Raw genomic sequence first — 24,326 nt, 5'->3', positions numbered from 1 at the left:
GGCATTCCGACACCCGGGCCGGCCCGCGCGTCCGTCCGTGACAGGCAGGGCGGGGCCGAGAAAATGCGTGGGAAAGTGTCGGCGCCCGGTGATAGAAAGCAAGTTCGACTTTCATTCTCGACCTGCTTGGGAGCGAACCTGTGACCACCAGCGGTTCGGAGTTCTCCGTCTCCGGTCGCCCGCATGACAGGCGGGGTCCGGTGCGCTGGTTCTGGTCCCATGTTCGCCGCCACCCGCTCCAGCTGACCGGATTCCTCGGCGCATCGCTGATCATGGTCGTGCTCAACGCCACGGTCCCCGGGCTCACCGGCGCGGCCTTCGACGCGGTGCTGGGCGCGGGCGGTGGCGGGGCGCGGGAACTGGGCCTGATCTCGCTGGGACTGCTGGCGATCGTGCTGGCCCGCGGCGCCTTCGACCTCGTGGCACGCCTGGCCAGCGAGGTTCTGGCCAAGCGGCTGGAGCGGGACACCAGGGACGAGCTCTACGTCAGCCTGCTCGGCAAGAGCCAGACCTTCCACAACAGACAGCGGGTCGGCGACCTGATGGCACGGGCGGCCAACGACATCCGGCAGCTCTCCATCATGATCAGCCCAGGCATCGACCTGATCGTCGACTCCAGCCTGACCGGTCTCGTGCCCCTGGTCTTCATCGCCGCGATCGACCCGCGGCTGCTGCTGGCGCCCGGCGTCTTCGCGGTCGTCTTCGTTCTCGCGCTCTGGCACTACATGAGGCAGCTCAACCCGGTGGCGACCCGCATGCGCGAACAGTTCGGCGATCTCAACGCCGGGCTGAACGAGGCGGTCCGCGGCATCGAGGTCATCAAGGTGTCCGCGCAGGAGGACCAGGAGCGGCGGCGGTTCCGGGCACGCGCGCGGCGTTATCGGGACTCCTTCGTCCACAACGGCCTGGTCCAGGCCCGTTACCTGCCGACCCTGCTCTTCGCGTTCGCGATGGCCGCCTCGCTCTGGCACGGCCTCTACCTCCAGGCCGCCGGCGCCATCACGATCGGCGAGCTGGTCGCCTTCATGAGCCTGATGAACATGATCGGCTTCCCGACCAACATGTCGATCTTCACCTTCTCGCTGGTCCAGATCGGCATCGTGTCCGCCCGCCGGATCCTCGGCATCATGAACACCGAGACCGAACTGGGGCAGCGTGCCGACGGCCACGCCGCACCGATCAGCGGGGCGATCCGCTTCGAGAACGTGACGTTCGGCTACGGGGAGGACGATCCGGTGCTGCGCGGGGTGACGTTCACCGTGCAGCCGGGCGAGACCGTGGCGATCGTCGGCGAGACCGGCTCGGGCAAGAGCACCCTGGCGAAGCTGGTCCCCCGGATCTACGACGTCACCGCGGGCCGGATCCTGGTGGACGATGTGGACGTGCGCGAGTGGGACCTCGACTCGCTGCGCTCCCAGATCTCCACCATCGAGCAGGACATCGTGCTGTTCTCCCGGTCCGTGGCCGAGAACATCGCCTTCGGGCTGGGCCAGCAGGCGGAGCGGAGCGCCGTCGTGAAGGCGGCCGAGGAGGCCCAGGCCGCCGAGTTCATCGGCGAGCTCGACGACGGCTACGACACGGTCATCGGAGAGCGCGGCATCACCCTCTCCGGTGGCCAGCGCCAGCGCCTGGCCATCGCACGGGCACTGCTGACGGATCCGGCGATCCTGGTGCTCGACGACTCGACGAGTGCGATCGACTCCGCCACGGAGGACAGGATCCAGCAGGCCATCGGCCGCGTTCTCGACGGGCGCACCACATTCCTGATCACCCACCGGCTCTCCCAGATCCGCTGGGCCGACAAGGTGCTGCTGCTCCGCCGAGGCGAGCTGGTCGACTACGGGACGCACGACGAACTGCTCACCCGCAGCCGCCTCTACCGGCGGATCTTCGCCCACTACGACGAGGTCGACCTGACCGACACCACCGACCCGGCCGTGGTCCTCGCGGGCGAGCAGGGAGGGCAGGGCTGATGGGCTTCATCATGGACGGCCTCGACGCCGAGGACTACGACCGCACCTACAACGATCGTGATCTACTCCGCCGGATCCTGTCCTATTTCCGGCCGAAGCTGGGCTCGATGATCCTGGTCGCGGCCATGATCGTGCTCTCCTCACTGACCCAGGCGGCCATGCCGTTGCTGGTCAGCTGGGGCGTGGACGGGATCGAGGACGGCACGATCGCCGACGTGGGCCGGCAGCTCACCGTCGGCCTGCTGCTCGCCGGGGTGCTCGGCTGGCTGTTCAACTTCATCCGCCAGTGGTACAGCGCGAAGGTCACCGGAGACGTCGTGCTGCGTCTTCGCGAGGACGCGTTCGACGCCGTACTGGAACGCGACCTGTCGTTCTACGACGAGAACCCGTCGGGCAAGATCGTCAGTCGGGTCACCTCCGACACCGATGACTTCGCGACCGTCTCCACCTTGACGATGGACCTGATCAGCCAGGTGTTGATGGTGGGTTTCGTCACGATCCTGCTCTTCCTGCGCAGCGTCGAGCTCGCCCTGCTGACCCTTCTCGTGGTGCCCGTGGTGGTGGGCATCGCGCTGCTGTTCCGGCGGATCGCCCGCAGCAGCACCCGCAGGGCGCAACGCTCGCTGAGCCGGGTGAACGCCACCCTGCAGGAGACCATGGGCGGAATCAGCGTCGCCAAGAACTTCCGCCAGGAGCAGCGGGTCTACGACGAGTTCCGGCCCATCAACGAGCAGAGCTACCAGGTGACGCTCAGGCAGGGTTTCGTCTTCTCCGGCATCTTCCCCGTGCTCTTTCTGGTCGCCGGACTGGCCACGGTCGCGCTCATCCAACTGGGTGGTACCACGGTGCTCGGCGGCGGCCTGTCCGCCGGTGACTGGTACCTCTTCCTCCAGGGCGTCGCGCTCTTCTGGTTCCCGCTGACCTCCATCGCCGCGTTCTGGTCCCAGTTCCAGCAGGGCCTGTCCGCGTCCGAGCGGGTCTTCGCCCTGATCGACGCGCCGCCCCGGGTCGTGCAGACCGACCCCCAGCCGGTGGGCAGGCTGGCGGGCCGCGTCGAGTTCCGCGACGTCCGGTTCGGTTACGAAGCCGACAACCCCGTCCTGCGGGACTTCAACCTCACCATCGAGGCGGGCGAGAGCGTCGCGCTGGTCGGTCACACCGGTGCGGGCAAGTCGACGCTCAGCAAGCTGATCACCCGGTTCTACGAGTTCCAGGACGGCCGGTTGAGCATCGACGACCGTGACATCCGCACGCTGGACCTGGCCGGGTACCGGCGGCAGATCGGCGCGGTTCCGCAGGTTCCGTTCCTGTTCAGCGGCACCGTCGCCGACAACATCAGATACCCGAGGCCGGAGGCGGGCGACGAGGAGGTGCTCGCCGCCGCCACGGCGGTCGGCGGCGGCGACTGGATCGACGCCCTGCCCGACGGCCTGCGGACCGACGTCGGCGAACACGGCCGCGCCCTGTCCATGGGCCAGCGCCAGCTCGTCGCGCTGGCCCGCCTGCTCATCCAGGATCCGGCGATCGTGGTCCTGGACGAGGCCACCGCCAGCGTCGACCCGCTGACCGAGGCCCAGATCCAGGAGGGTCTGGACCGGGTGCTGGCCGACCGCACCTCCATCGTCATCGCACACCGGTTGTCCACGATCGAGCACGTCGATCGCATCATCGTGCTGGATCACGGCCGGATCGTCGAGGAGGGCGACCACAGCACGCTGCTGGCTCGCGGTGGTCACTACTGCCAGGTCTACAACACCTACTTCAGGCACCAGTCCCCCGACTACCGTCCCGGTTCCGGGTTCGTCTCCGTCACCGGCTCCGCCTGATCGAGGCCGCTCGAATCGGGGCCCCGATTCGAGCGGCTCGCCGGGACATCCGGCGGAAGGGGGTGTTCAACCCGGCCGCCTTCCCGGTGGCGCCCGCCCAGCTCCGCGACGAAGGCCGTGAGCAGGCGGGCGAACTCCCGTCTTTCGTGCTCGGACCAACCGCGCATCGCCGCGTCGAAGACCTCACGGCGGAAGCGATGGACCCGCTCGGCGTGCCCGGCGCCCAATTCGGTGAGCTCCAGCGTGCTGCGGCGGCCGTCAGCCGGGTCGGCCACCCTGCGAAGCAATCCCGCCTCGACGGCCCTGGCCACCAGACGGCTGGCACGAGGCTGGTCGACGCCCATCCGACCGGCGACGGAGGTCACCGTCGCGGCCTCCGCCCCTTCCTCCACAGCGTCGATCACCCCGAAGAGTGCGGGGTCGAGCTCGACGTCACCCGCGAGACGCTGGAGGGCGCGGCGGGTCTGGCTGCGCCGGATCGCCACCATCGCCCGCTCGACGGCGGCCACCTGAGGATCTTCCATGCCCCAATGATACATGTACTAATACATGTTATTGTCAAAATACATGTATCTGCCAAGGAGAGGCGGCACCGTGAACACCTCCGAGATCACCGGCCAGAGGCGCCCCATCGGCTACTGGATCAAGCACCTCCACGGCCTCGTCGAGGGCTCCCTCGACGGCCTACTCGCAGGCCAGGGGCTGACCCGCCGCCACTGGCAGGTGCTGAACGTCGTCGCCACCGACTCCCCCACCCCCGCCGGCCTCGACACCGCCCTCGCCCCCTTCCTCGACGACCGGCGGCCCTCCCTGCGTCCACTGGTGGACGACCTGCGCGGGCGGGGCTGGCTGAAAGGGCCGGAAGGAGAGGGGCGGTTGGCCCTCACCGCCGCCGGGATCCGGGCACACCAGGAGTTGCGACGGCAGGTGAACGCCGACCGCGCCCGCCTCACCGAGGGGATCGGCGCCGAGGAGTACCTGGCCACGATCGACGTCCTGACCCGGATGTCGGCCAACCTGACGGGCCCGACGGAACCCGCAAAACCAACCACTAATTCCGGAAATATCGCCTGAATAATATTAAACAACACCTAAATATCTATTATTGCCACTCCAAAGGGAGGCAGAAAGCCGATCTCCACGAGATGGCAGAATTACTTATGCCACCTTAATACTGTCTATTTTCGCCGTCCGCGGGCTCCATACGGAGTGATGGTGTTGCGATGAGTGATGAGCCGCGATGAGAGCGACGGCCTGCTTCGGCCGCCGCCTGACATCCCCCAGCGGACCGCTGCCTTCCCCAATGGGTCGGGACAGCACGGTGAGATCCCCACCACCGGAGCCGGACGCACCCGTGACGCCGGCAGGACCGAGGAGGCGATCGCCGCCTACCGGTACGCCGCGGAAGCCGGGAACCTCGATGCCCGCTGGCGGCTGGTCGAGTTGTTCCAGCGGGTGGGCCGCAGTGAGGAGGCGATCACCTGGCTACGGGCCCGCGCCGAGGCAGGCGACATCGACGCCCTGTGGAAGGCGGTCGAGCTGCTCCAGGAGTCGGAGCGGACCGAGGAGGCGATCACCTGGCTACGGGCCCGCGCGGAGAGCGGCGACACTCACGCCCTCGGGCGGCTCACCGTCCTGCTGTACCAGCTGGAGCGGGCCGAGGAGGCGATCACCTGGCTACGGGCCCGCGCCGAAGCAGGCGACACCCACGCTCTGGCGCACGCGGTCGACCTGATGTACGAGACCGGCCGCGCCCGGGAGACGATCGCCTGGCTGCGGGCCCGCGCCGAGACCGGCGACACCCACGCCCTGATATGGGCGGTCCTGCTGCTGTGTGAGACCGGTCATGCGGACAGAGCGGTTCTTGCCTACCTGAGCACCGCCGAGTTGGGCCGTCCCGACGTTCTGGCCCAGGCGATCGGTCTGCTGAGACGGCTCGGCCACGCCGACGAGGCCGAACGGCCCCGACGGTGCGGGATCACCCCCGGCAGGACGTGACCCCCGTATCGGCCGAGGACCGGCTTCACGTCCACGACGGGTGTTCCGTCCAGCACCTTCACACACCCGCGCCCCGTCCATCGCGGGTCTCCACCAGGCGCCAGAGAGATCCAACCCGCGCACAAGTGCACTGGATCATTCTCATGTCATGAACATCGCAAGAATCTCCCTCATGACGCTCGCGGCCGGCGTTCTCACGGGATGTACCTTCACCCTCGAAACCGATCAGGAGAACGGCTCATCGCCCCAGAACCCACCGAAACCCCCAGGAACCTTCGCGACGCCGTTCCCCACCGCGATCGGCGCACTGGATCTCCAGTCGGCGACCCCCGCCGAGGAACGCTTCAAGCTCCCGGACGGTCCGCACCACAAGATCCTTGGCACCCAGCTCACCGCGTTCTACCAGGACACCCCGCGCCTGAGATCCTTCTACGCCACCGGGGCGCAGGCCGAGGTGACCGACCCCAAGGCCGCCGTGGACTGGCTGACCGCCCAGGACCGCGAGCGGGAGAACCCGCAGACGGACTGGGTCTACGTGGGGACCGGTCCGCTCCGCGGCGCGGCCTCCTGCCGGAACACCGACGACGGGACCTACTGCTACTGGGCCGACGCCGACACAGTGGGCTTCCTTGAGATCCCGCGCAGCCTCGCCGGGAAGATCACGGAGAGCTTCGCCATGATCAGGGGCGCGCTGGAAGGAGAGCCCTCCAAGAGCCGGTGACCAGCGGGGGGCCATGCCGGTCTGCGGGCTGTCGCGTTGTCTCCGTACTCTCGTCGGGCTCACGCAGCAGCCGGGCACGCACGACCGGCCCGGACCCGGCGATGTCGTCCGGCCGCGGCCGCCGGAAGTCGAGCGACACCGGGTGGCCGAGCGACCGATACAGGTGCGGCGGCTCGCCGCCGGCCTGGAAGGCGGGCACAGGCAGACCCCGCCGGACATACCCATCGCCGATGGGAGCCGGTACGGTTTGACCATGGCTGTGCGGTCGTTGGGCTACCGGAGCGATCTGATGTTGCTCGGGCTGCAAGGCAGCGTCGTCGACCGGCGCGACGGTTACCTGGCTGTCCGGACGCCCGCCAACCCGACCTATCACTGGGGGAACTTCATCCTGCTGGACACCCCGCCGGCCCCCGGAACGGTGGCCTCGTGGGTGAGCACCTTCCACCGCGAGTTCCCGGACGCGGGCCACGTCGCCCTCGGTGTCGACGGTGTCACCGGCGACGCCGGTGAGCCGGAGGAACTGGCGGCGGCGAGTCTCGACGTCGAGCGGAGCACGGTGATGACGGCCGACACGGTGCACCCGCCGCCGCGCCCCAACCGTGACGCTCACTTCCGCGTCCTGGACGGCGACGAGGACTGGTCCGCCGCACTGGCACTGCAGGAGGCCACCAACTCCGGTCCCGACGTCGAGGGATATCGGGTGTTCGCGCAGCGCAACCTGGCGGCCATGCGCCGGCTGCAGGAACGCGGATGCGGCGCGTGGTTCGGAGCCTTCGTGAACGACCGCATGGTCTCCGGGCTCGGCCTGTTCACCGACGGTTCGGGACTCGCGCGCTACCAGGCCGTCGACACCCACCCGGCATATCGAAACCAGGGCCTTTCCGGAACCCTCGTGTACACGGCCGGTCGGCACGCTCTGGAACGGCTGAACGCGCACACGCTCGTCATGGTGGCCGATCCGAGCTACGTCGCGATCCGCGTGTACCGCTCGGTGGGCTTCACCGACTCCGAGACACAGGTCCAACTGGAGCCGAAGCCGTCAACGACGACTCCGGCCTGAGGATCGCCGCGGCCCTGCTCCGGAGCACAGGGGTACGGGCCAGGCTCGCCCACATCTCGCGCGCACGATTTAAGGAACTCCACGTTATTCGGCGAAGATCCCGGCTGGGGATGCCTGGGAGCAATCGATATATGCCGTGGACGCATCCCTGCCCCGGACCGCTTCATGCCTGAGAGTTGCTCCACAAGTTTGAAAGCACGGGGTCTCGGTGGCGAGTGACGCGATGCGGTCGTCGTCGCGGGTCAGAGCCGCGCGAGATCGGCGAGGCTCCTCAGTGATTCGGGCAGGGCGGTAAGCGGGTTGCCGCGCAGGTCGAGCCAGCTGAGTTTGGTGAGGTTGCTCAGCGACTCCGGCAAGGAGGCCAACCCGTTCTCGCATAGGTCGAGCCAGGTGAGGTTGGTGAGGTCACCCACCGATTCCGACAAGGAGGTGAGCCGGTTGCCGCGCAGATACAGCTTGGAGAGGTTGGTCAGGTCGCCCAGCGACTCGGGCAGGGCGGTCAACCGGTTGTGTGCCACATCGAGCCTGTCGAGACTGGTCAGCCCGCCCAGCGACTCGGGCAAGGAGGTCAACGCGTTCTCGGACAGGTGGAGCCCGGTGAGGTTGGTCAGGTCGCCCAGCGACTCGGGCAGGGCGGTCAACCGGTTGTGCGTCACATCGAGCCTGTCGAGACTGGTCAGCCCGCCCAGCGACTCGGGCAAGGAGGTCAACGCGTTCTCGGACAGGTGGAGCCCGGTGAGGTTGGTCAGGTCGCCCAGCGACTCGGGCAGGGCGGTCAACCGGTTGTGCGTCACATCGAGCCTGTCGAGACTGGTCAGCCCGCCCAGCGACTCGGGCAAGGAGGTCAACGCGTTCTCGTGCAGAAGGAATGTGGTGAGGCTGGTGAGACCGCCCACCGATTCCGGCAGGGCGGTCAGCTGGTTGCGTGACGCGCGCAGTTCGGTGAGTCTGGTGAGACCGCCCAGCGACGTCGGTAAGGCTGCCAGCTTGTTCACCTGCAGTTCCAGTTTGGTGAGGTTGCTGAGGCCGCCGAGCGACTCGGGCAGGGCGGTCAGCTGATTCTCGCTCAGGTCCAGCGTGGTGAGGCTGGTGAGACCGCCCACCGACTCCGGTAGGGCGGTCAACCGGTTGTGTGACGCGCGGAGCCAGTCGAGGCCGGTGAGGTCACCCAGCGACTCGGGCAGGGAGGTCAGCTGGTTGCTGCCCGCCAGGAGCTGGGTCAGTTTCGTGAGGTTGCCCAGCCACTCGGGCAGGGCGGTCAGCTGGTTGAAGCTCAGGTCCAGTTCGGTGAGGTTGGTGAGGTTGCCCAGCCACTCGGGTAGGACGGTCAGCCGGTTGTGGCTCAGGTCCAGTGCGGTGATATGGGTGAGGTCGTCGTTCACCGACTCGGGTATCACGTCGATGTGCTGCCAGGACAGGTCGAGTACGGTCGACCCGTCACTCAGGCACCTGCTGATCCCGTCTCTGACAACTTTCTCGTCATAGCCGACCCTGTCCAAGGTTGTTCCTCCCCGTGTCACGCGCATGTCCGGATGCCGTTTCGAGCGCGAGGGCGAGGTTAGGCGCCGGTAATGGGGAATGGCTTGGAAATCGCTGACAGACCGTGGAGGCGTCCTCCAGATGGAGACGGGGATTGATACCGGTGGTCGGTCACGGCGGTCCGGCCCCAGATGCTGGGTTCGGTGGTCACCGGTCGGCGCAGGAGCGCGGTCGACAGGTGGACGTCACCGGTGGCGGCGTTGCGCACCATGCTGTCGGGGTCGGCGGTCGGCGCGACCAGTGGGAGGTGCCGGTGACTGCCCGGTCGATCGGCGCTCACACACCCGTCAATGCGACAGGGGCTCTCGCCTGCCCTGGTGGAAGAGAAGGCGCGAGCTTACTGCGACTTATTTGCAATAAACTGTCGAGGGTGGAAAGCCCCCTCGGGAGGACGTCATGAGCGTGATCGACCAGGAGCAACCCACGGCTACGCCCGACGTGGTCCGGGCCTGGGTCGGCGGCTGGGCCGTTTCCCGTTCGGTGCGGCCCCCGGTCGAGGTGGCCGGGGGGTTCCGGCTGGAGATCGGGCTGCCGGGGCATCGCGTCCGCTACGTGCTCTTCGACGTCGAGCGGGTGGCCGAACTGGTCCCGGCGCTGACCGCTCCCGGCACCTGGCTCAAGGTGTCCGCGTCCGCCGAGCGGGTGGTGCCCCTGCTCACCCCGGCCTGGACCGTCGGCGAGCCGGAGTACCTGATGACCATGCCGCTGCGCCGGGCCACCGCGCTCGCTCCGGACGGCTACACGCTGCACACCGCGACGGACGGCGGGATCACGTCCGGATACACGACGCCGACGGAACGACGGCCGCGAGCGGGCAGATGGGGGTGGCCGGCCCGGCAGCCGTGGCCGACAGGATCCTGACCGATCCGGCACACCGCCGCCGGGGCCTGGGCAGCGTCCTGATGACCGCGCTCGGCGACGCCGCCGCCAAGCGGGGCGCCGCGACCGGCGTCCTGGTGGCCACCCGGGACGGCCTCGCGCTCTACCGCGCCCTGGGATGGACCCTGTGGGAAGCGATCACACCCGCGTACCTCCCCGAAAACGAGTAGGCGATACGCCTGCCTGTTTCCCCAGGCGTGGAAACCACACGTGACCCGCGGCTACCGTCTCATCCTCGGCCCACGCGATTCACAGTGATCGGCGGTGGCCGCGTTCGTCCCCATATCTCCGTATCATCGACTACATGACCGCTGAATACCCGGAATCCTTCCACCGTGGTGAGCTGCGCGTCTCCCATGCCGAGCGCGAAGCGGTGGTGGCACGGCTGAACGAGGCGGCGGCCGAAGGCCGTATCGACCTGGCCGAGCTCGATGAGAGGCTGGAACAGGCGCTGACCGCCAAAACCTACGCCGATCTGGCGCCCCTCACCGCCGACCTGCCGCCCGTGGTTTCGCTGGACCCGGGACAGCCGCTGGTCCTCAAGGGGGGCCTGCACGGCGCGGCGCGCGTCGGGCGCTGGCAGGTACCCGCGAAAGTAGTCGCGTACGGCGGCATGGGCGGCGCCAAGCTCGATTTCACCCAGGCCGACTGCCGGCTGCCCGTGGTCGAGGTGGAAGCGCACGGCCAGATGGCCGGGGTCACGATCGTTCTCCCCGACGGCTGGGCCGTGGAGACCGGCGGGATGGATCCCGGCCTCGGCGGCCTGAGGGACAAGACCACTTCCGACCGGCTGCCGGGCACGCCGCTGATCCGTCTCACCGGCACCGGCGGCCCGGCAGGCGTGGTCGTCCGCCATCCCAACGGCTTCGAACGTCGCAAGCTGAAGCGCATATCCGCGCAACGTCCTTGATTTCATCCTGACGGCCTGGTGCGGCGGGCCCGCGGCGGGGTGATTCACCAGAGGACGGTTCGGGATTCGGTCTCCACGCCGCGAGGGGACACGCACTTTCAACCAGCGGGTTGACCGGTGGGTGATCTACGCCCTATGGTCCTTTCAACCATTGAGTTGAAAGGGGAGGGGATGACCACGGACACGCTGTCCCGGGTCTTCGCCGCCCTCGCGGATCCGACCCGGTGTGACATGGTTGCCCGGCTCGCCGAGGGCGACGCGACCGTGAGCCAGTTGGCCGAGCCGTACCGGATGACGCTGCAGGCCGTCTACAAACACCTGCGGGTGCTTGAGGACGCCGGGCTCGTCAGCCGGCCGCGAGGGCCGCAGCCCCGGCCGGTGCGCCTGGAGGTCCAGGCCCTCGACCTGATGGACAGCTGGATCGAGCGCCACCGGGACCGTGTCGAGCGGCGCAACCGCCGCCTTGACGCCGTTCTGGCGGAGATGAACGGAGACGAACATGAACAGGATCACGGAGACGGTCATCGAAGCCGACCCGAGGCTGCCGGTCATCCGGATGACTCGTGACTTCGCGGCCACGCCCGCGCAACTGTTCCGCGCCCACACCGATCCCGCGTTGTTCACCCGCTGGGTGGGCCCCGATGCCACAGCCACCCGGATCGAGCACTGGGACGCGCGTACCGGTGGCAGCTGGCGGTACGTCTCGGTGCACGACGGCACGGAGTACGGGTTCCACGGCTGCTTCCACGAGGTACGGCCGGACCGTATCGTGCAGACCTTCACGTTCGACGGCGATCCCGACGGAGTCGCGCTGGAGACGTTGTGGTTCGAGGACCTGGGCGACGGACGTACGCGGCTGCGGACACAGTCGCTGGTCGACAGCTTCGAAAGCCGCGACGCGTGGCTGCGCGGCGGTATGGAGATCGGTGTCAACGAGGGTTACGCGAAGCTGGAGAGGATGCTCACCGATGGCGCTGTCTGACCACCCGGCCGAGCGACACCTGCGGGTCGCCGGGCTGTTCACGGACCGGGTTCGCGGCACCAGGTCCTGGGACGCGCCATCCCCGGTCGCCGGCTGGGCCGCCCGCGACGTCGTGCGTCACCTGATCGAATGGTTCCCCGGGTTTCTCGCCTCCGGTGCCGGCATCGAACTGCCCCACGGACCGTCGGTGGACGAGGACCCGGTCGCCGCGTGGCGGGTTCACTGCGACGGTGTGCAGGCGGTGTTGGACGATGCGGGGACGGCGCATCGGGAACTCGTCAATCCACACGTCGGCAGCCTGCCGGTGGAGACCGCGATCGACCGGTTCTACACCGCCGACGTGTTCATGCACACCTGGGATCTCTCCAGGGCCACCGGCCAGGACGACCGGCTGGACCCCGACTTCTGTGCCCAACTCCTCGGTCAGATGGAGCAGATGGAGCAGGTCCTTCGCTCTTCCGGCCAGTACGGCGCCCGGGTCGAGGTGCCCGACGGTGCGAGTACCCAGGCCAAACTGCTGGGTTTCATCGGCCGGGACCCGTTCTGGCCGGGGCGGTGATCGGGACAGCTCGCTGATCTGCATGTCCGTTACCACCGGCCCCGGGTCCGGTGACGCTATCGGGGGGTCAGCACACAGAACTCATTGCCATCGGGATCGGCCATCGGCACCCGACCGACCCCGCGCCGGCCGATGTCGATTCGAGTCGCTCCGAGGGAGACGAGACGGTCGACCTCCGCTTGCTGATCACCGTGCGCAGGTGGAGCCAGGTCGAAGTGCAGCCTGTTCCTCCCTGTCTTCGGCGTTACCGGCGGACCGCCCCATGTGATCTTCGGACCGCCGTGCGGCGAGCGGATCGCGGTCTCCTGGTCCTGGTCCCAGACCAACGGCCAGCCCAGCGCCTCGCTCCAGAAGTACCCGACCTCCTGCGAACCGTCACACGCGAGCGCTCCGACGAATCCGCAGTCGGCGAGGAAGTCGTTGCCCGGCCCGATGACGCAGAACTCATTGTCCTCGGGGTCGGCGAGCACCACATGACCCTCCTCCGGGCGTTGCCCGATGTCGATGTGCCGCGCGCCGAGTTCGAGCGACCTCGCCACCGTCCGCTGCTGGTCCTCCAGGGACGTGCTCGTCAGATCGAAGTGCATCTGGTTCGGACCGGTCTTCTTCTCCTGGGTCGGAAGGCATCGGATCCGGAACCCGGTGTCATCGCTCGGCAGGAGCGCGATGCCGTCGTGGGGGTCGTCGACCGTCTCCCAGCCCAGAACCCCGGCCCAGAAGCGCGCGAGACGGAGTGGATCGTTCGCGTCGAAACAGAGCGCGACGAGCTGAGCAGTCATCCCGCGTCTCCAATCTGCCGACTCGCACCCGCGTCCTGGCGCACGACGGAAACAACGCTAGCCCGCGCGAGGACCGCGACGCCAACGCTTATACGTCAGAAGTGGTGGCGGTGTCCTTGCCCTTGTGCCCGGGTTCTGGTCAGGGCGTCTTCCGCGCCGGCTTGGCCCTCGTGCCGACGCCGCCGAACAGGGCGAGGCCGCTGATGACGATCCGCGGCGCGCCACGCTTCCTGCGCGCGGCGCTTCTGTCGAACCCGCCGAACAGGCCGAAGCCCTTGACCTCGACTTCGACGTCGTCGGGAACGACGACCTCCGTGTAACCCCATAGGGCGAAGACCCGGATCCGGATCTCGTGGTCGGTGAAGCGGGCGTCGCGCAGATCGATCTCGCCGCCGCCGAACATCGACAACGACGTGAACTCGCGCGGGGCGACCCACTGACCCTGGCGGGTGAACCAGCCGAACACGCTCACCGCGAAGCGGGAGCTGGGCGCGTCCTCCACCACCAGCGTGTCCGTACGGCCGGGCTCGGGGAGATCGCGGCCCGCGCGCTCCAGCTCGCCCCTGGTCTTCGCCTCATAGATCTCGGTGAGCCGCTGGTCCAGCTCGGCCAGCTCGATCCACCCCATGGCGGCGGCCGTCCGCAGTCGTTCGGCCGCATGCTCACGGTCCTCGCCGGAGGCGCGCACCTGGTGGTCCGCACGGGGATGCTCGGCCATGCCTCAGTCCTGTTCCGTCGATCAGCGTGACTGACGACATCCTATTATCCAAGTGGACAATAACTCATTCAGGAGACTCCAACCCGGATTCCTCCACCATGTGAGCCCCCATCATCGCGGCCAGCTGGACACGGAACTCCGCTTCATGCGCGGGATCGTCGGGATCGTGTGCCATGCCCGCCAGCCACGACCGCCCGCCGATGGCGAACCCGTACGCCGCCGACAGCCCGATCAGCGCCACCGCCTCGATACGAGACCGGCTCGGAACGCGCCGCCCGGCCAGTGCGGCGCGGATCCCCGCCTCGATCGCGTCCATCAGCTCCACCAGCTCCGGCCGCGCGGCCCCCCGATAGTCGGCATGCATCTCGGCCCAGACGAACAGGCGCAGGTAGCGCTCGTCGGCCAGGGTGTCGAACAGCACTCTCGTGATCCCCGCTGCGGTGGGTACGCCCCGCTCGGCGCTGATCCGCTCGCGTACCCGTTCCTCGATCCGATCGTTCTCGGCCATCAGTACCTCGCGGACCAGGGCGGCGTAGGTGCCGAAGTAGTGCGTCACGAGCCCGTGGGCGACACCGGCGGCCGCGGCGATCTGTCGCAAACTGACATTGTCCGGGCCTCGTTCTCTGATCAGCCGGGCTGCCGCCGCCAGCAGCTCCGCCCGCGATTCCTCGGGACTGCGCCTACGCCTTCTGGATGTCATGCCCGGCAGCCTATTGTCCATTGGACAACAGGCCGCCACCTGCACACCATCGTCACCCTGTACGGCTCCGCGCAGACGTAGCAGCGCAGCGTCGACGACGACGGGTACCTCACGATCCGCAACGCGGCGAACGGCCGCTGCCTGACCATGGCGGACACCGTCGTGACCGGCCCGTGCGCGAAGAAGGACAGGTCGCAGCAGTGGCTGCCGCAGGCCGGTCAGGACAGGACCGACTTCGCCGGCCGCGCCGGCGGGCAGCTGTCCGTCAAGGACAACCGTTTCAACGGCGGCGGCATGCTCGCGGTCCGGCTCGGTCCCTGCTCCTCCGCCCCGGCCCAGCGCCGGCACCGCCCGGCCTTCGGCGACGGCGTGCGCCGGCTGGTGAGCGTCCCTTCCGGCAAGGCGCTGTCCATCGGCAAGGAGTTCGTCGGCAAGCGTTCGCCGACGGCGTTCATCCTCTACGGCCCCTACACCGGCTCAGCCGATCAGCGCATCACCCTCGTGGACGGCTCCGGCCTGCCGGCGGAACGAACCAGCAAGTCCTACTGGCGGGGTGAGGGGATGCGGCCCCGTGTGAGGTAGGCGATCGGACCGAAGGGCTGGACGAACAGCAACGGCCACCACAGCGCCTTACGTCCCCGGATCTGCCCGGCCGGCCTGCACCACAGGTCTGCGGCCGCCGTGGCGGTGAGCGACAACTCTATGGAGACCAGCGTCAAAATCGCCGCCCGTTGCCGGTCGGAGAGGTCACGCCAGCGCTTGTGCGAACGTGCCATGATTGCTCCTTGGTTGAGAGCGGCGCGGGCTCGATGCGGAACAGTGCGACGGTGACGTCGGAGAGTCTCCATGTCTTCACCTCCATCACACACCGGCAGGAGGGATCCGGCACCGGCCGAACGTCACTCGCCGCAAGGACCAACGTCCCCGCGACGCCCTCGGAAGCACCGAGTGGCAGGAAGGCCCCCGGTTCATGTCGGCGCGAAAGAGCTATAAATGCCGAGCACAGGAACCTAAACGACGTATGCCGCGAGCGGGCATGAGCACGGCATCATCTGCTGGATGACGTACAGGATTGCACTACCGATCTTGGTATTGCTCACGGTGACGGCCTGTGTGGAAACGCCGGAGGACGCCGCCGCGATGAACGTCAAGATCGCCGAATTCGGGGAACTGGAGGTGCCCGTCCAGTAGCTTCGACGTCCTTAATCCTGACAAAGACAGATTCATCACCGTATGGGGACCAAGTGATCCGCGTTCTGCTGGCCGAGGACATGACCATGTTGCGCCAGGCACTGGCCGCCCTGCTGTCGCTGGAGGACGACATCGAGATCGTCGCCGAGGTCGCGGCCGGTGACGTGATCGTGGCCACCGCGCTGCGCACCCGTCCCGACGTGGCCGTGATCGACATCGAGCCGCACGGGATGGACGGGCTCAGCGCGGCGGCCGAGCTGCACGAACGGCTGCCCCAGTGCCGGACCCTGATCCTCACCGGCGTGGGCAGCCGGGCAACCTGCGGCGGGCGCTGTCAGGTCACCCGGGGCCGACCAACCCGGCGAGCCCCCGAAATCACCGGCAGGGCCCATGGCCACGCGTTCCGCGCCGCACGATGGGGGCAGGGCGAGCGCGCGCCGAAGAACCACAGCACCGCCACCGTTGAGATTCAACTGAGAAGCGTGTTCTGGATACCACTTCTCAGTTAGCCTCAATGGTGTGAAGCACGATGAGGCGGAAGCAGCCCTGCAGGCGCTCGGCCACGGCGTCACCGCCGACGACCTGGAAACGGACACTCTCGATTTCAAGCTCGTGGCGGAATCACCCAAGGCGACACTGGGGCTGCTGGCCGATGCCCTGGTCTGCTTCGTCAACGCCCAAGGTGGCACCGTGGTGCTGGGGGTCGATGACAAGGCCCGCGAGCGCGCCGACGCCCTGCGTGGTGTGCCGTCGACCTACACCATTGACCAGATCCGCAAAGGCGTATTCGACCGGACAAGGCCCCACATCACGCCTTTCGTTCATGAAAAAATTGTGGACAACGCCCGGTTGATCCTGGTGACCGTTCCTCCGGGGGTACTTCCGCACAGCAACGCGGCGGGTCTCGCCACCCGTCGCCTGGGTAAGGAATGCCTGCCGTTCCCGCCCGATCAGCAGCGCGAGGTCATGATCGCTCGTGGTCAGGTGGACTGGTCCGCGGACATCTCCAGCGCTGACCTGACCGACCTCAGTGCGGTGGAGATCGGCAGGCTCCGTCAGTTGCTGACGTCCAGCGGCAGGGATCACCTCGCCGCCCTCAGCGACCGCGCCCTGCTGGAGGCCCTGCGGTTGGTCACCCCCGATGGAGGTGTCACCAACGCGGCGGTGCTCGTCCTCGCCGAGGAACACGTGCTCCAACAGATCGTGCCGAGTTACGGCTACTCCTACCAGTTCCGGCCGACCCTGGGGTCGGAGGCCACCGGCCGGATGCGTTCCGGCCGGCCGCTGCTCCCTGCGATTCAGTCCCTGGTGGACGCCATCGACGCCCGGCGCGAGATACATCCGCTGAACCTGAACGGCGGAGTTCAACTCCAGCTCACCGACTATCCCGACCAGGCCGTACGAGAACTGATCGTCAACGCCTTCATCCACAGGTCGTACGAGACCGGCGGGACCGTGGATATCGAGCACTCTCCGGAACGGCTGGCGATCATCAGTCCGGGCGGGCTGGTAAGTGGGGTGACCGCGCAGAACATCCTCACCCACCCGTCGACGCCCCGCAATCGCCTGCTCACCGAGACGGTATCCAGCCTGCAACTCGCCGAGCGGACCGGGCAGGGGATCGACCGGGCCTATCGCGAGATGCTGAGGGTGGGCAAGGAACCTCCCCTGTTCGAGGACAGCGGCACCCTGGTCCGGGCAACTCTGACCGGCGGAATCGGCAACGACTCCTTCGCGCGCCTCATCGGCGGTCTCCCCTCGAAGGCCGCGCGGGATGTCAACGTGCTGCTGGCCCTGTCCCACCTTCGGCACAGCGTGACCGTCGACGCACTCCAGCTCGCCGTCATGATCCAACGCTCCCCCATCGAAGCTCAGGGGGTGCTCCACATGATGGCAGAGGAATATCACCTGGTGGAGCCCACCCGTCGGACCGCGGCCAAGGCGTTTCCGGCCTATCGCCTGCGGTCAGAGGCCGTGGCCATGATGGGCCGGGCGATCACCTACCATCGCCGGGGGCTCGACGAGACGAATCAGAAGATCATCGACCACATCCGGGAGTACGGCTTCGTCACCAACCGGACGCTGCAGCGGCTGTTCGACATCCATGTGTTCGCCGCGCGGGACATTCTGGCCGGCCTGCGCGAACGAGAACTCCTCAAAAAGATCGGAGACGCCCAGGGCGGAACCGGAGTCCGCTATGGCCCCGGCCCGAAGTTCCCCAGGTGACTCTGTTTCAGTGCCCTTCCCGAGGTCGTCTCAGCTGGCCAAGGACCACGCGGAATCCGAGCGGTCCTTACAGACAGGACCATGGCTCTCCACTGAGGGTCAACTGAGAACCGTCGCTCAGATACCACTTCTCAGTTGGTCTCAATGACAGACCCGGCGAGACCGCCGTGGCGGCGTTGACCGGCTCAGCCGTGACGTGGCGGTTCCGAGGTCACGAAGTCGCGGATCCGGTCGGCGACGGCAGGGTAGTCGTCGGCGAAGCAGATGAAGTGCTACCTGCCCGGCTCTCGACGAGTTCGGCACCGGGCAGTCGTCCACCAGGGATTCGGCGTGCTCGAACGACACGGTACCGTTGTCCGAGGTCGGGGGCGAGGCGCAGCAGCGTGCGCATGGCACCCCAGGTCGCCTTCTCGGTGCCCGGGGCGAAGGCGATGTTCCCGACCAGCCGGGTACGGCGAAACCCAGCGAGCTCTGCAGGATGAGCCGTTCGACCAGGTCAGAGCGCCGGGCAACCATCTCCACCGCGGTCCGCCCACCGGCCGACACCCCGACCACCGCGGCCACCTGCTCAATGTCCAGGTGTCCGCAGAGGTCACGGATCACATCGGCGAAGGGGGCCCTGCCGACAGCGGCGTCCGGCTGTAACCGGGCCTGGACGGCACGAGCACGCTGTAGCCGCACTCGGCGAAAACCTCCTCCCCGTGCGCGAGCCCGGCACGCATGTGCCCGCCGTGCGCGACCACCACGACGGCCTCGCCTCTCCGCTCCAGGCGATACTCCACCGCTCCCGCATCGAGTCCGGCAACGGTCGTGGGGCGTTCGACGGCGGTCATGAACGCACCGTCTGGGCCGCGCGCCGTACCTGACCCTCATCTCCACGTGGATCGCCCGCTGACCATCGCACCCGACGATCTTGCGACTGCCCAGGCTGCCCAGATCGGACAAAGTTGCCAGAAACAGCGAGTTGCCAAGTTTTGGCAACTCGCTGTTTCTGGCAACTCAGCATGGATTCCCGAAACTTGCCATGTCACCATAGAGTTATGACGCGCACCCCTGAAAATGGATTTCCCAGCACTCCAGAGCAACTTCTGGAGCTAGGGATCGACCGGTTGCGCAAGATGCTGGGGCAGCAATGGGAAGTGGTGCTGGAAGCCGACGCCTGCCGGGCGGAGGACCTCGGACATGACGCATTGATCACCATCACGAGCCCCGACCGGAGCCTCACCAGGCGTGTCCTGGTGGAAACCAAGCCGAGTTGGACTCCGGCTCTCCTGGAGCGAGAGCTGCTGCCCCGGGTTTCGTTGATGCGCCGCCTCAGCCAGGACACCGCTGTGCTGGTCATCGCTCCATGGATCAGCCCACAGACGCGCGCCCTGCTGTCTCGCTGGGACTGCGGCTACATCGACCTAACCGGCAATGTCTCTTTCCGGATGAATCAACCAGCCATAGTGCTTGAAACCCAGGGCGCCGCACGGGATCCACGACCGCGTACGGCCGGTGCTCAACGCGGATTGAGCGGCGCACGCGCCGGGCGCCTGGTCCGTGTCCTGGCCGATGTCCGCCCTACCTACCGGGCGACGGAACTGGCGGAGACGACCGGCCTGAGCGGTGCCTATGTCTCGCGTCTGCTGGACACGTTGGAAGAGGAGGCGATCATCAGGCGTCGAAACAAGGTCGTCGTGAAGGTTGATTGGGAGGCTCTCCTACGCCTGCGCGCGTCGGAGACGTCTCTGCTGAGACCAGGGCGCTTCCTCGGGTTCCTCGCTCCCAACGGTTTGGACTCCTTCATCGGCAAGCTGCTCGAACACCAGGAACTCCACACCTCGATTGCCCTTACCGGGCCGCTCGCGGCTACGAAGGTGGCTCCCCTGGCCATCGGCGGCCAGGGGATGCTCTATGCCACCGAGGAGGCCACCGCTCGTCTGCTAGAAGGACAAGGTCTCTTCCCGGTAAACCAGGGTGCCGACGTCCTGCTGCTTCAACCTCCCGATACGAGCCCATTCTTCGGAGTTCGCCAGGTCGACGGCCTGCCCCACGTGGCGTTGAGCCAACTGGTGCTGGACTCCCTGTCGGGACCTGGCCGACTGCCCGCCGCTGGAGAGGCGGTGCTGAACTACATGCGTGACCATGAGAAAAACTGGCGTCTGGATGACCTTGACGGCATAGAGTTTCCCCCGCCTTGACCTCAGCTACAGGCATGAGCTGGGTTTCGACGATCCGGAGGAACCTTATGGCGCGCATCCCCGACGGTGTTGACCTTAATGAACTCACCGTCGTGGCCCGGCGGGTCCTCCTGGACGCCTTACAGGCACTCTACGAGCACTCCGATGCCATCGTCTTGGTCGGCGCCCAGGCAGTGCACTTGCGAACAACCGGTGTCGTGCTGGCTAGTTCCCCTTACACCAGCGACGCTGATTTGAGCCTCAACCCCAAGCTCATCCGCGACGAGCCTTTGCTCAACGAAGCCATGCGCGGTGCGGGATTCGAACTGACCATCCCCAACAGCCCAGGGCTCTGGACTCGCACGGAAATGATCAATGGCCAGAGCCATCCCGTTGAGGTGGACCTTCTCGTGCCGGAAACGCTCGCCCCCAACCGTGGTAGGCGCAGCGCGCACCTACCACCCCACGACAAGAACGCCACCCGGCATGTCCTCGGGCTTGAGGCCACTCTGTTTGATCACTCCTCGTTGCAGGTGCCAAGCCTCGAACCGGAGAACGACTCACGAGAACTCCCGATTGAGGTAGCCGGTCCGACCTCGCTGCTGATCGCCAAAGCTTTCAAGCTTCGCGACAGAATCAACGACCGCGCCGCCCCACCTCACCGCCTGGCCGACAAGGACGCCGGCGATGTCGTGCGACTGATGATGGCTACTGGCGACAGCCTGCGTTCGACGTTCAAACGGTTGTCCCAGGAGGAGCAGATCCGCGACGTCGTAGCCAAAGGCTGCAAACTCCTGTGGGAGCAGTTCGGCTCTGCACGCGCCACCGGCGTACAGATGGCTGTGCGCGCGCTCGCCGGCGATCTGGAGGAAGAGCGCATCCGACTGCTGGCTCCCGCATTCGTCGAAGCCAACGTGCCAGAGCTATGACGCGCTCACACACCACGTTTCGCTCTCGAACGATACGCCGGTGACGGCACGACGGCCCCGGCCCGGGGAAGGGGGGCCGCCGTGCCCGTTCGTCAGAAGTGGCCGATGGTGGCCGAGGTGGAGGTCAGCGCCCAGCGGTGCAGCGCGGCCGTCTCCGCCTCGCGCATCTGGGTCTTCAGTCCCTCGATCGTACGGTCACAGATGATCAGTGGTTCGGAGGTGGGCCAGGTGGCGATGGCGTGGAAGAGACGGCTGCCGGTGCCGTAGAGCACGGCCCAGCCCGGCCAGGTGATCTCCAGCATCGCCGCCTCGGCACGGGCCTCATGGTCCCAGGTGTACTGCGGGACCGGAGCGGCGGCGGCTTGACCGTCGCGGTGACGGCCCCGGGCACGGGCCAGGCAGCGGCGGATCATGAGATCACCTGCCCGGCCCGCGTCTTCGGCCCCTGCGCCTCCGGAGCGGGAGCCTGCTGTGCCTCCTCTGTCCGTGCCGCCTGTTCCTTCGCTGCCTGCTCCTCTGCCTCGCGGGCGAAGGTCTCCTGGCGATCGGTCTCGGCGCGCAACGCCTCCAGGCTGTCGCCGTCGACCGTGCGTTCGGCTCCGGCGTGGGTGGCGGCCGGGGAGAAAGGCTTCTCCCGGCTGGCCCAGAGCCGTCCGGCGTCGCTGAGGATGAGCCGCCAGCCGGGAATGGTGGTGGGTTCCGGGGTGGTGGACCTACCATCGTTCATTGATTGGACCTCGATCCGATCAAGGGCCCGTCTGTTCGTTGGTCGCGGAGGACGGGCCCGCTTCATGGGTTGGGGAAAGACGCGGAGGGGTGTGCCGTACCAGCCGGACGGCCGGTGCGGAGGCAGGGCGGGCATCGCCCGGGGTGGTACGCAGGTCCTTTGGCCGGTGCCCGGAACGCGGCGGCGCCCTGCGCCGGGCCGGGGCGGTCCGGTACGGGTTCCCCTGGACGAGGGCCGGAGACGGCAGCTCACCCGGCGGAGTGGTGACACCAGTACGGCGGCCGGGGCCTGCTCGGAACGGCGCGGGACGATCATCGGCGGGGCCGTCTCACCCGAGGCCCGCCCGGCGGAGCGCTGACCGGCAGGGCGCTGACCGGCCACCGGCGCGACCCCCTCGGCCGGTACCCGCTCATCGGGCCGCTGTTCGGCCACCGGTGCGGTCGTCTCCACCGGGACCTGCCGGGCGGGCCGCCGGGCAGACTGTTGAGCGGACTGTTGGGCGGGCACCAGCGGGATCATCTCGGCCGGGGCCGCCAGGGCGGGCGGCTCGAAGCAGAGCGGCTCGAAGCAGGGCAGCGAGCGGTCCCCGGTCCGGCGGACCCGCAGGCGGGTGTCCATCAACGCGGCGGACGGCTGGGCGTAATCATGATCGGCGGGTCGATCGGGACAGCCGTGCGCGTACGGGGCATGCCCGCAAACGGCACAGCCCATCGGCATCGGCGGCACCTCGGCGAAACAGCCGCAGTTGCTTACCGTGGCCTGGTCGAGAACGGGAGCACTAGGGTTACTCACGGATCAGGAGTGCCTTCCTGGTCAGGAGCCCGTTCAGTCGTTGCAGCGATGGACGGGCTCATTTTTGATCTTACTTCACTACCCTTAACAACTATGAAGTGTGAACATCTGTTGTCATTAGTTGTCTAGAACTGTTCATGGCAGGTATCCCGGGGCGACAAGAGATGTCTACGGTGATCTTGTGACGATAGCCTGGCGTGCAAACCAGCCAAAATGGGTGCAGATCGCCAATGTGATCAAGGACCGTATTCGCAACGGCACCTACGCGGTTGACGAACCCGTCGCCAGTGAACACCTGATCGTCCAGGAGTTCGGCGTATCCCGGCCGACGGCTCGCAAGGTGCTGGTGCGCCTTCGTGAGGAGGGTGTGGTCTACGCCGTCCGGGGCCTGGGAACGTTCGCGCGATCTCCTGGCGATTGGGAGTCGGCCAAGGATTGAGATCTCCGAGACGTAGGCGCGAGCAGCCTTTTGTTCGATTTTGTCATCAAAGCCTTACTCTCCGTTTCGGGCCGTGGGAGTATCATGCAGTCACACTGTGCATCAAAGCAACTGCTGTGCGTATAGATTTTTTGCCAAATCCCTAGCACACTGAGCGGCATGACGAAGAGCCCCACGGTCCGGCATCGCCGCCTGGGTCGTGAACTGCGACGGCTCCGAGAGCAAGCCAAGCTCACACCGGAGACGGCGGCCCACCAGCTCGGGTGGAGTCGGCCAAAGCTCAACCGGATCGAGAACGCACGAATCGCGGTGACCCCCTCGGCTGTCGCCGATGCCTGTGACCTGTACGGCGTGGACTTCTCAACCAAGGCCGAGCTCGTCCAGCTCTGCAAGGACGCCGCCGTACGCGGCTGGTGGTCTGCCTACTCTGACGTGTTCACCGGCTGCTACATCGCACTCGAAACCGAGGCGACGGCCGTCCGCGCCTGGGAGCCGATCCTGATTCCGGGCCTGCTCCAGAGCGAGGAGTACGCCCGCGAGATCATCCGTGCGACAAGACCAGAGCTGACCAAGACCCAGCTGGACCGGCACGTCAGTGCTCGGATGACCCGGAAGGTCAGCCTGCTCGGATCGGATGCGCCAACGTTGCACGCCCTCGTCGACGAGACCGCGTTGCGCCGCCCGGTGGGGTCGCCCGGTCTCATGGCCCGTCAGCTCAACGACCTCCTCCAGATCTCGGGCTGGTCCAACATCACGCTCCAGGTCCTCCCCCTGGCGGCCGGCGCACACGGCGGCGTAGAAGGCGCCTTCTCTGTACTGAGCTTCGACGAGGAGGATCCAGACGTGGGCTACACCGAATGCCCCAGCGGAGACGTCTACATTGAAGCGGCCGATCAGGTTCTGCGGCTTACCCTGACATTCGAGCGTCTCCGCAGTGCCTGCCTGTCCCCCGAGAAATCCGCGGCACTCATCGCCGCGGTGAGGAGCAGCCATGATCTCCCCTGACCTGTCCGGCGCCGAGTTCCGCAAGTCCACCCTCAGCGGCGGCGGCAACAACTGCGTGGAAGTAGCCACGAACCTGCCCGGCCTCGTCGCCATCCGCGACAGCAAGAACCCATCTGGCCCCACACTGACCTTCTCCCCTACGGCCTGGGACAACTTCCTGACGGGCATCCGCAGTGGAAAACTGATCTGACAACAAAGCCGGACGGCCGGA

At 67.3% G+C, this 24,326-nt stretch carries 29 protein-coding genes; 20 read left to right on the top strand and 9 right to left on the bottom strand.

Features of this window, described 5'->3' with window-relative positions:
* The first annotated feature begins 140 nt into the window (after window positions 1-140).
* Together ACFQVD_RS32990 and ACFQVD_RS32985 are read left to right on the top strand one after the other, a co-directional pair.
* Window positions 141-1,973, top strand: a complete 1,833-nt coding sequence (locus tag ACFQVD_RS32990) for an ABC transporter ATP-binding protein (protein WP_343966715.1) — start codon at window positions 141-143, stop codon at window positions 1,971-1,973.
* Window positions 1,973-3,799: an ABC transporter ATP-binding protein gene (locus ACFQVD_RS32985; RefSeq protein WP_343966717.1), complete on the top strand. Its 1,827-nt coding sequence runs from the start codon at window positions 1,973-1,975 to the stop codon at window positions 3,797-3,799. The genes ACFQVD_RS32990 and ACFQVD_RS32985 overlap by 1 nt, the downstream gene beginning before the upstream one ends.
* Here the strand turns inward: ACFQVD_RS32985 and ACFQVD_RS32980 are convergent.
* Window positions 3,754-4,323: a MarR family winged helix-turn-helix transcriptional regulator gene (locus ACFQVD_RS32980; RefSeq protein ID WP_343966719.1), complete on the bottom strand. Its 570-nt coding sequence runs from the start codon at window positions 4,321-4,323 to the stop codon at window positions 3,754-3,756. The two genes, ACFQVD_RS32985 and ACFQVD_RS32980, sit on opposite strands and share 46 nt — an antisense overlap.
* A gap of 70 nt (window positions 4,324-4,393) precedes the next feature.
* Here ACFQVD_RS32980 and ACFQVD_RS32975 point away from each other — a divergent pair, with 70 nt between their 5' ends.
* The 4 genes from ACFQVD_RS32975 (at window position 4,394) to ACFQVD_RS32960 (ending at window position 7,578) form a co-directional block, all read left to right on the top strand.
* Window positions 4,394-4,873, top strand: a complete 480-nt coding sequence (locus tag ACFQVD_RS32975; RefSeq protein ID WP_343966721.1) for a MarR family winged helix-turn-helix transcriptional regulator — start codon at window positions 4,394-4,396, stop codon at window positions 4,871-4,873.
* Window positions 4,874-5,029: 156 nt separating this feature from the next.
* Window positions 5,030-5,797: a tetratricopeptide repeat protein gene (locus ACFQVD_RS32970; protein WP_343966723.1), complete on the top strand. Its 768-nt coding sequence runs from the start codon at window positions 5,030-5,032 to the stop codon at window positions 5,795-5,797.
* Window positions 5,798-5,945: 148 nt separating this feature from the next.
* Complete coding sequence (locus ACFQVD_RS32965) at window positions 5,946-6,518, top strand: hypothetical protein (protein ID WP_343966725.1); 573 nt, start codon at window positions 5,946-5,948, stop codon at window positions 6,516-6,518.
* A gap of 253 nt (window positions 6,519-6,771) precedes the next feature.
* On the top strand, window positions 6,772-7,578 hold the full coding sequence (locus tag ACFQVD_RS32960) for a GNAT family N-acetyltransferase (protein WP_343966728.1): 807 nt from the start codon (window positions 6,772-6,774) through the stop codon (window positions 7,576-7,578).
* A gap of 242 nt (window positions 7,579-7,820) precedes the next feature.
* On the opposite strand, the gene ACFQVD_RS32955 is transcribed toward ACFQVD_RS32960, so the two are convergent.
* Window positions 7,821-9,077: a leucine-rich repeat domain-containing protein gene (locus ACFQVD_RS32955; RefSeq protein ID WP_386272971.1), complete on the bottom strand. Its 1,257-nt coding sequence runs from the start codon at window positions 9,075-9,077 to the stop codon at window positions 7,821-7,823.
* 436 nt (window positions 9,078-9,513) lie between these two features.
* Here ACFQVD_RS32955 and ACFQVD_RS32950 point away from each other — a divergent pair, with 436 nt between their 5' ends.
* The 6 genes from ACFQVD_RS32950 to ACFQVD_RS32925 all read left to right on the top strand — a co-directional run bounded on the left by ACFQVD_RS32950 (window position 9,514) and on the right by ACFQVD_RS32925 (window position 12,447).
* Window positions 9,514-9,978 carry a hypothetical protein gene (locus ACFQVD_RS32950; protein WP_343966735.1) on the top strand — a complete coding sequence of 155 codons (465 nt, stop codon included), beginning with the start codon at window positions 9,514-9,516 and terminating at the stop codon, window positions 9,976-9,978.
* The gene (locus tag ACFQVD_RS32945) at window positions 9,960-10,166 is read left to right on the top strand and encodes a GNAT family N-acetyltransferase (protein ID WP_343966737.1); all 207 of its coding nucleotides are present in this window, start codon (window positions 9,960-9,962) and stop codon (window positions 10,164-10,166) included. Before ACFQVD_RS32950 ends, ACFQVD_RS32945 begins: the two co-directional genes overlap by 19 nt.
* A gap of 134 nt (window positions 10,167-10,300) precedes the next feature.
* Window positions 10,301-10,906 carry a DUF1707 SHOCT-like domain-containing protein gene (locus tag ACFQVD_RS32940; RefSeq protein ID WP_343966739.1) on the top strand — a complete coding sequence of 202 codons (606 nt, stop codon included), beginning with the start codon at window positions 10,301-10,303 and terminating at the stop codon, window positions 10,904-10,906.
* 171 nt (window positions 10,907-11,077) lie between these two features.
* On the top strand, window positions 11,078-11,473 hold the full coding sequence (locus tag ACFQVD_RS32935; protein WP_343966741.1) for an ArsR/SmtB family transcription factor: 396 nt from the start codon (window positions 11,078-11,080) through the stop codon (window positions 11,471-11,473).
* Window positions 11,406-11,888 (top strand): SRPBCC family protein, encoded by a 483-nt coding sequence (locus tag ACFQVD_RS32930; protein ID WP_343966744.1) that lies wholly within the window; start codon window positions 11,406-11,408, stop codon window positions 11,886-11,888. The genes ACFQVD_RS32935 and ACFQVD_RS32930 overlap by 68 nt, the downstream gene beginning before the upstream one ends.
* A complete protein-coding gene (locus tag ACFQVD_RS32925) occupies window positions 11,875-12,447 on the top strand; it encodes a maleylpyruvate isomerase family mycothiol-dependent enzyme (protein ID WP_343966746.1) in 573 nt (190 codons plus the stop codon). The genes ACFQVD_RS32930 and ACFQVD_RS32925 overlap by 14 nt, the downstream gene beginning before the upstream one ends.
* Before the next feature lie 56 nt (window positions 12,448-12,503).
* Here the strand turns inward: ACFQVD_RS32925 and ACFQVD_RS32920 are convergent, their stop codons facing one another.
* From ACFQVD_RS32920 to ACFQVD_RS32910, 3 genes are all read right to left on the bottom strand, one after another.
* Window positions 12,504-13,226, bottom strand: a complete 723-nt coding sequence (locus tag ACFQVD_RS32920) for a VOC family protein (RefSeq protein ID WP_343966748.1) — start codon at window positions 13,224-13,226, stop codon at window positions 12,504-12,506.
* Window positions 13,227-13,365: 139 nt separating this feature from the next.
* On the bottom strand, window positions 13,366-13,944 hold the full coding sequence (locus ACFQVD_RS32915) for a DUF1707 SHOCT-like domain-containing protein (protein WP_343966751.1): 579 nt from the start codon (window positions 13,942-13,944) through the stop codon (window positions 13,366-13,368).
* Between the two features lie 64 nt (window positions 13,945-14,008).
* A complete protein-coding gene (locus tag ACFQVD_RS32910; RefSeq protein WP_343966753.1) occupies window positions 14,009-14,644 on the bottom strand; it encodes a helix-turn-helix domain-containing protein in 636 nt (211 codons plus the stop codon).
* Window positions 14,645-14,791: 147 nt separating this feature from the next.
* Here ACFQVD_RS32910 and ACFQVD_RS32905 point away from each other — a divergent pair, with 147 nt between their 5' ends.
* Window positions 14,792-15,226: an RICIN domain-containing protein gene (locus ACFQVD_RS32905; protein WP_343966755.1), complete on the top strand. Its 435-nt coding sequence runs from the start codon at window positions 14,792-14,794 to the stop codon at window positions 15,224-15,226.
* Here the strand turns inward: ACFQVD_RS32905 and ACFQVD_RS32900 are convergent.
* A complete protein-coding gene (locus ACFQVD_RS32900; RefSeq protein ID WP_343966757.1) occupies window positions 15,187-15,420 on the bottom strand; it encodes a hypothetical protein in 234 nt (77 codons plus the stop codon). The genes ACFQVD_RS32905 and ACFQVD_RS32900 overlap by 40 nt on opposite strands.
* Window positions 15,421-15,888: 468 nt before the next feature.
* On the opposite strand from ACFQVD_RS32900, the gene ACFQVD_RS32895 reads away from it, so the two are divergent.
* Window positions 15,889-16,344 carry a response regulator gene (locus ACFQVD_RS32895; protein WP_386272965.1) on the top strand — a complete coding sequence of 152 codons (456 nt, stop codon included), beginning with the start codon at window positions 15,889-15,891 and terminating at the stop codon, window positions 16,342-16,344.
* 10 nt (window positions 16,345-16,354) lie between these two features.
* Window positions 16,355-18,061: an ATP-binding protein gene (locus ACFQVD_RS32890; RefSeq protein ID WP_343966761.1), complete on the top strand. Its 1,707-nt coding sequence runs from the start codon at window positions 16,355-16,357 to the stop codon at window positions 18,059-18,061.
* A gap of 599 nt (window positions 18,062-18,660) precedes the next feature.
* Here the strand turns inward: ACFQVD_RS32890 and ACFQVD_RS32885 are convergent.
* Window positions 18,661-18,894 (bottom strand): hypothetical protein, encoded by a 234-nt coding sequence (locus ACFQVD_RS32885; protein WP_343966762.1) that lies wholly within the window; start codon window positions 18,892-18,894, stop codon window positions 18,661-18,663.
* A gap of 207 nt (window positions 18,895-19,101) precedes the next feature.
* Here ACFQVD_RS32885 and ACFQVD_RS32880 point away from each other — a divergent pair, with 207 nt between their 5' ends.
* A complete protein-coding gene (locus ACFQVD_RS32880; RefSeq protein ID WP_343983838.1) occupies window positions 19,102-20,244 on the top strand; it encodes a helix-turn-helix domain-containing protein in 1,143 nt (380 codons plus the stop codon).
* A 14-nt stretch (window positions 20,245-20,258) separates the two neighbouring features.
* The gene (locus ACFQVD_RS32875) at window positions 20,259-21,152 is read left to right on the top strand and encodes a hypothetical protein (RefSeq protein ID WP_343983841.1); all 894 of its coding nucleotides are present in this window, start codon (window positions 20,259-20,261) and stop codon (window positions 21,150-21,152) included.
* 92 nt (window positions 21,153-21,244) lie between these two features.
* Here ACFQVD_RS32875 and ACFQVD_RS32870 read toward each other — a convergent pair whose 3' ends face one another.
* Window positions 21,245-21,565 (bottom strand): hypothetical protein, encoded by a 321-nt coding sequence (locus ACFQVD_RS32870; protein ID WP_343983844.1) that lies wholly within the window; start codon window positions 21,563-21,565, stop codon window positions 21,245-21,247.
* Entirely contained in the window at window positions 21,562-22,671 is a 1,110-nt protein-coding gene (locus tag ACFQVD_RS32865; protein WP_343983847.1) for a hypothetical protein, read from the bottom strand. Before ACFQVD_RS32865 ends, ACFQVD_RS32870 begins: the two co-directional genes overlap by 4 nt.
* Before the next feature lie 181 nt (window positions 22,672-22,852).
* Here ACFQVD_RS32865 and ACFQVD_RS32860 point away from each other — a divergent pair, with 181 nt between their 5' ends.
* From ACFQVD_RS32860 to ACFQVD_RS32850, 3 genes are all read left to right on the top strand, one after another.
* On the top strand, window positions 22,853-23,110 hold the full coding sequence (locus ACFQVD_RS32860; RefSeq protein WP_343983850.1) for a GntR family transcriptional regulator: 258 nt from the start codon (window positions 22,853-22,855) through the stop codon (window positions 23,108-23,110).
* A 159-nt stretch (window positions 23,111-23,269) separates the two neighbouring features.
* Entirely contained in the window at window positions 23,270-24,115 is an 846-nt protein-coding gene (locus tag ACFQVD_RS32855; protein ID WP_343983853.1) for a helix-turn-helix domain-containing protein, read from the top strand.
* Window positions 24,102-24,305, top strand: a complete 204-nt coding sequence (locus ACFQVD_RS32850; RefSeq protein WP_343983857.1) for a DUF397 domain-containing protein — start codon at window positions 24,102-24,104, stop codon at window positions 24,303-24,305. Before ACFQVD_RS32855 ends, ACFQVD_RS32850 begins: the two co-directional genes overlap by 14 nt.
* Window positions 24,306-24,326: the final 21 nt, after the last annotated feature.

The sequence above is a fragment of the Streptosporangium amethystogenes subsp. fukuiense genome, assembly GCF_042665875.1.
Classification (GTDB): Bacteria; Actinomycetota; Actinomycetes; order Streptosporangiales; family Streptosporangiaceae; genus Streptosporangium; species Streptosporangium fukuiense.
This window is presented reverse-complemented; position numbering and strand designations above follow the sequence as displayed.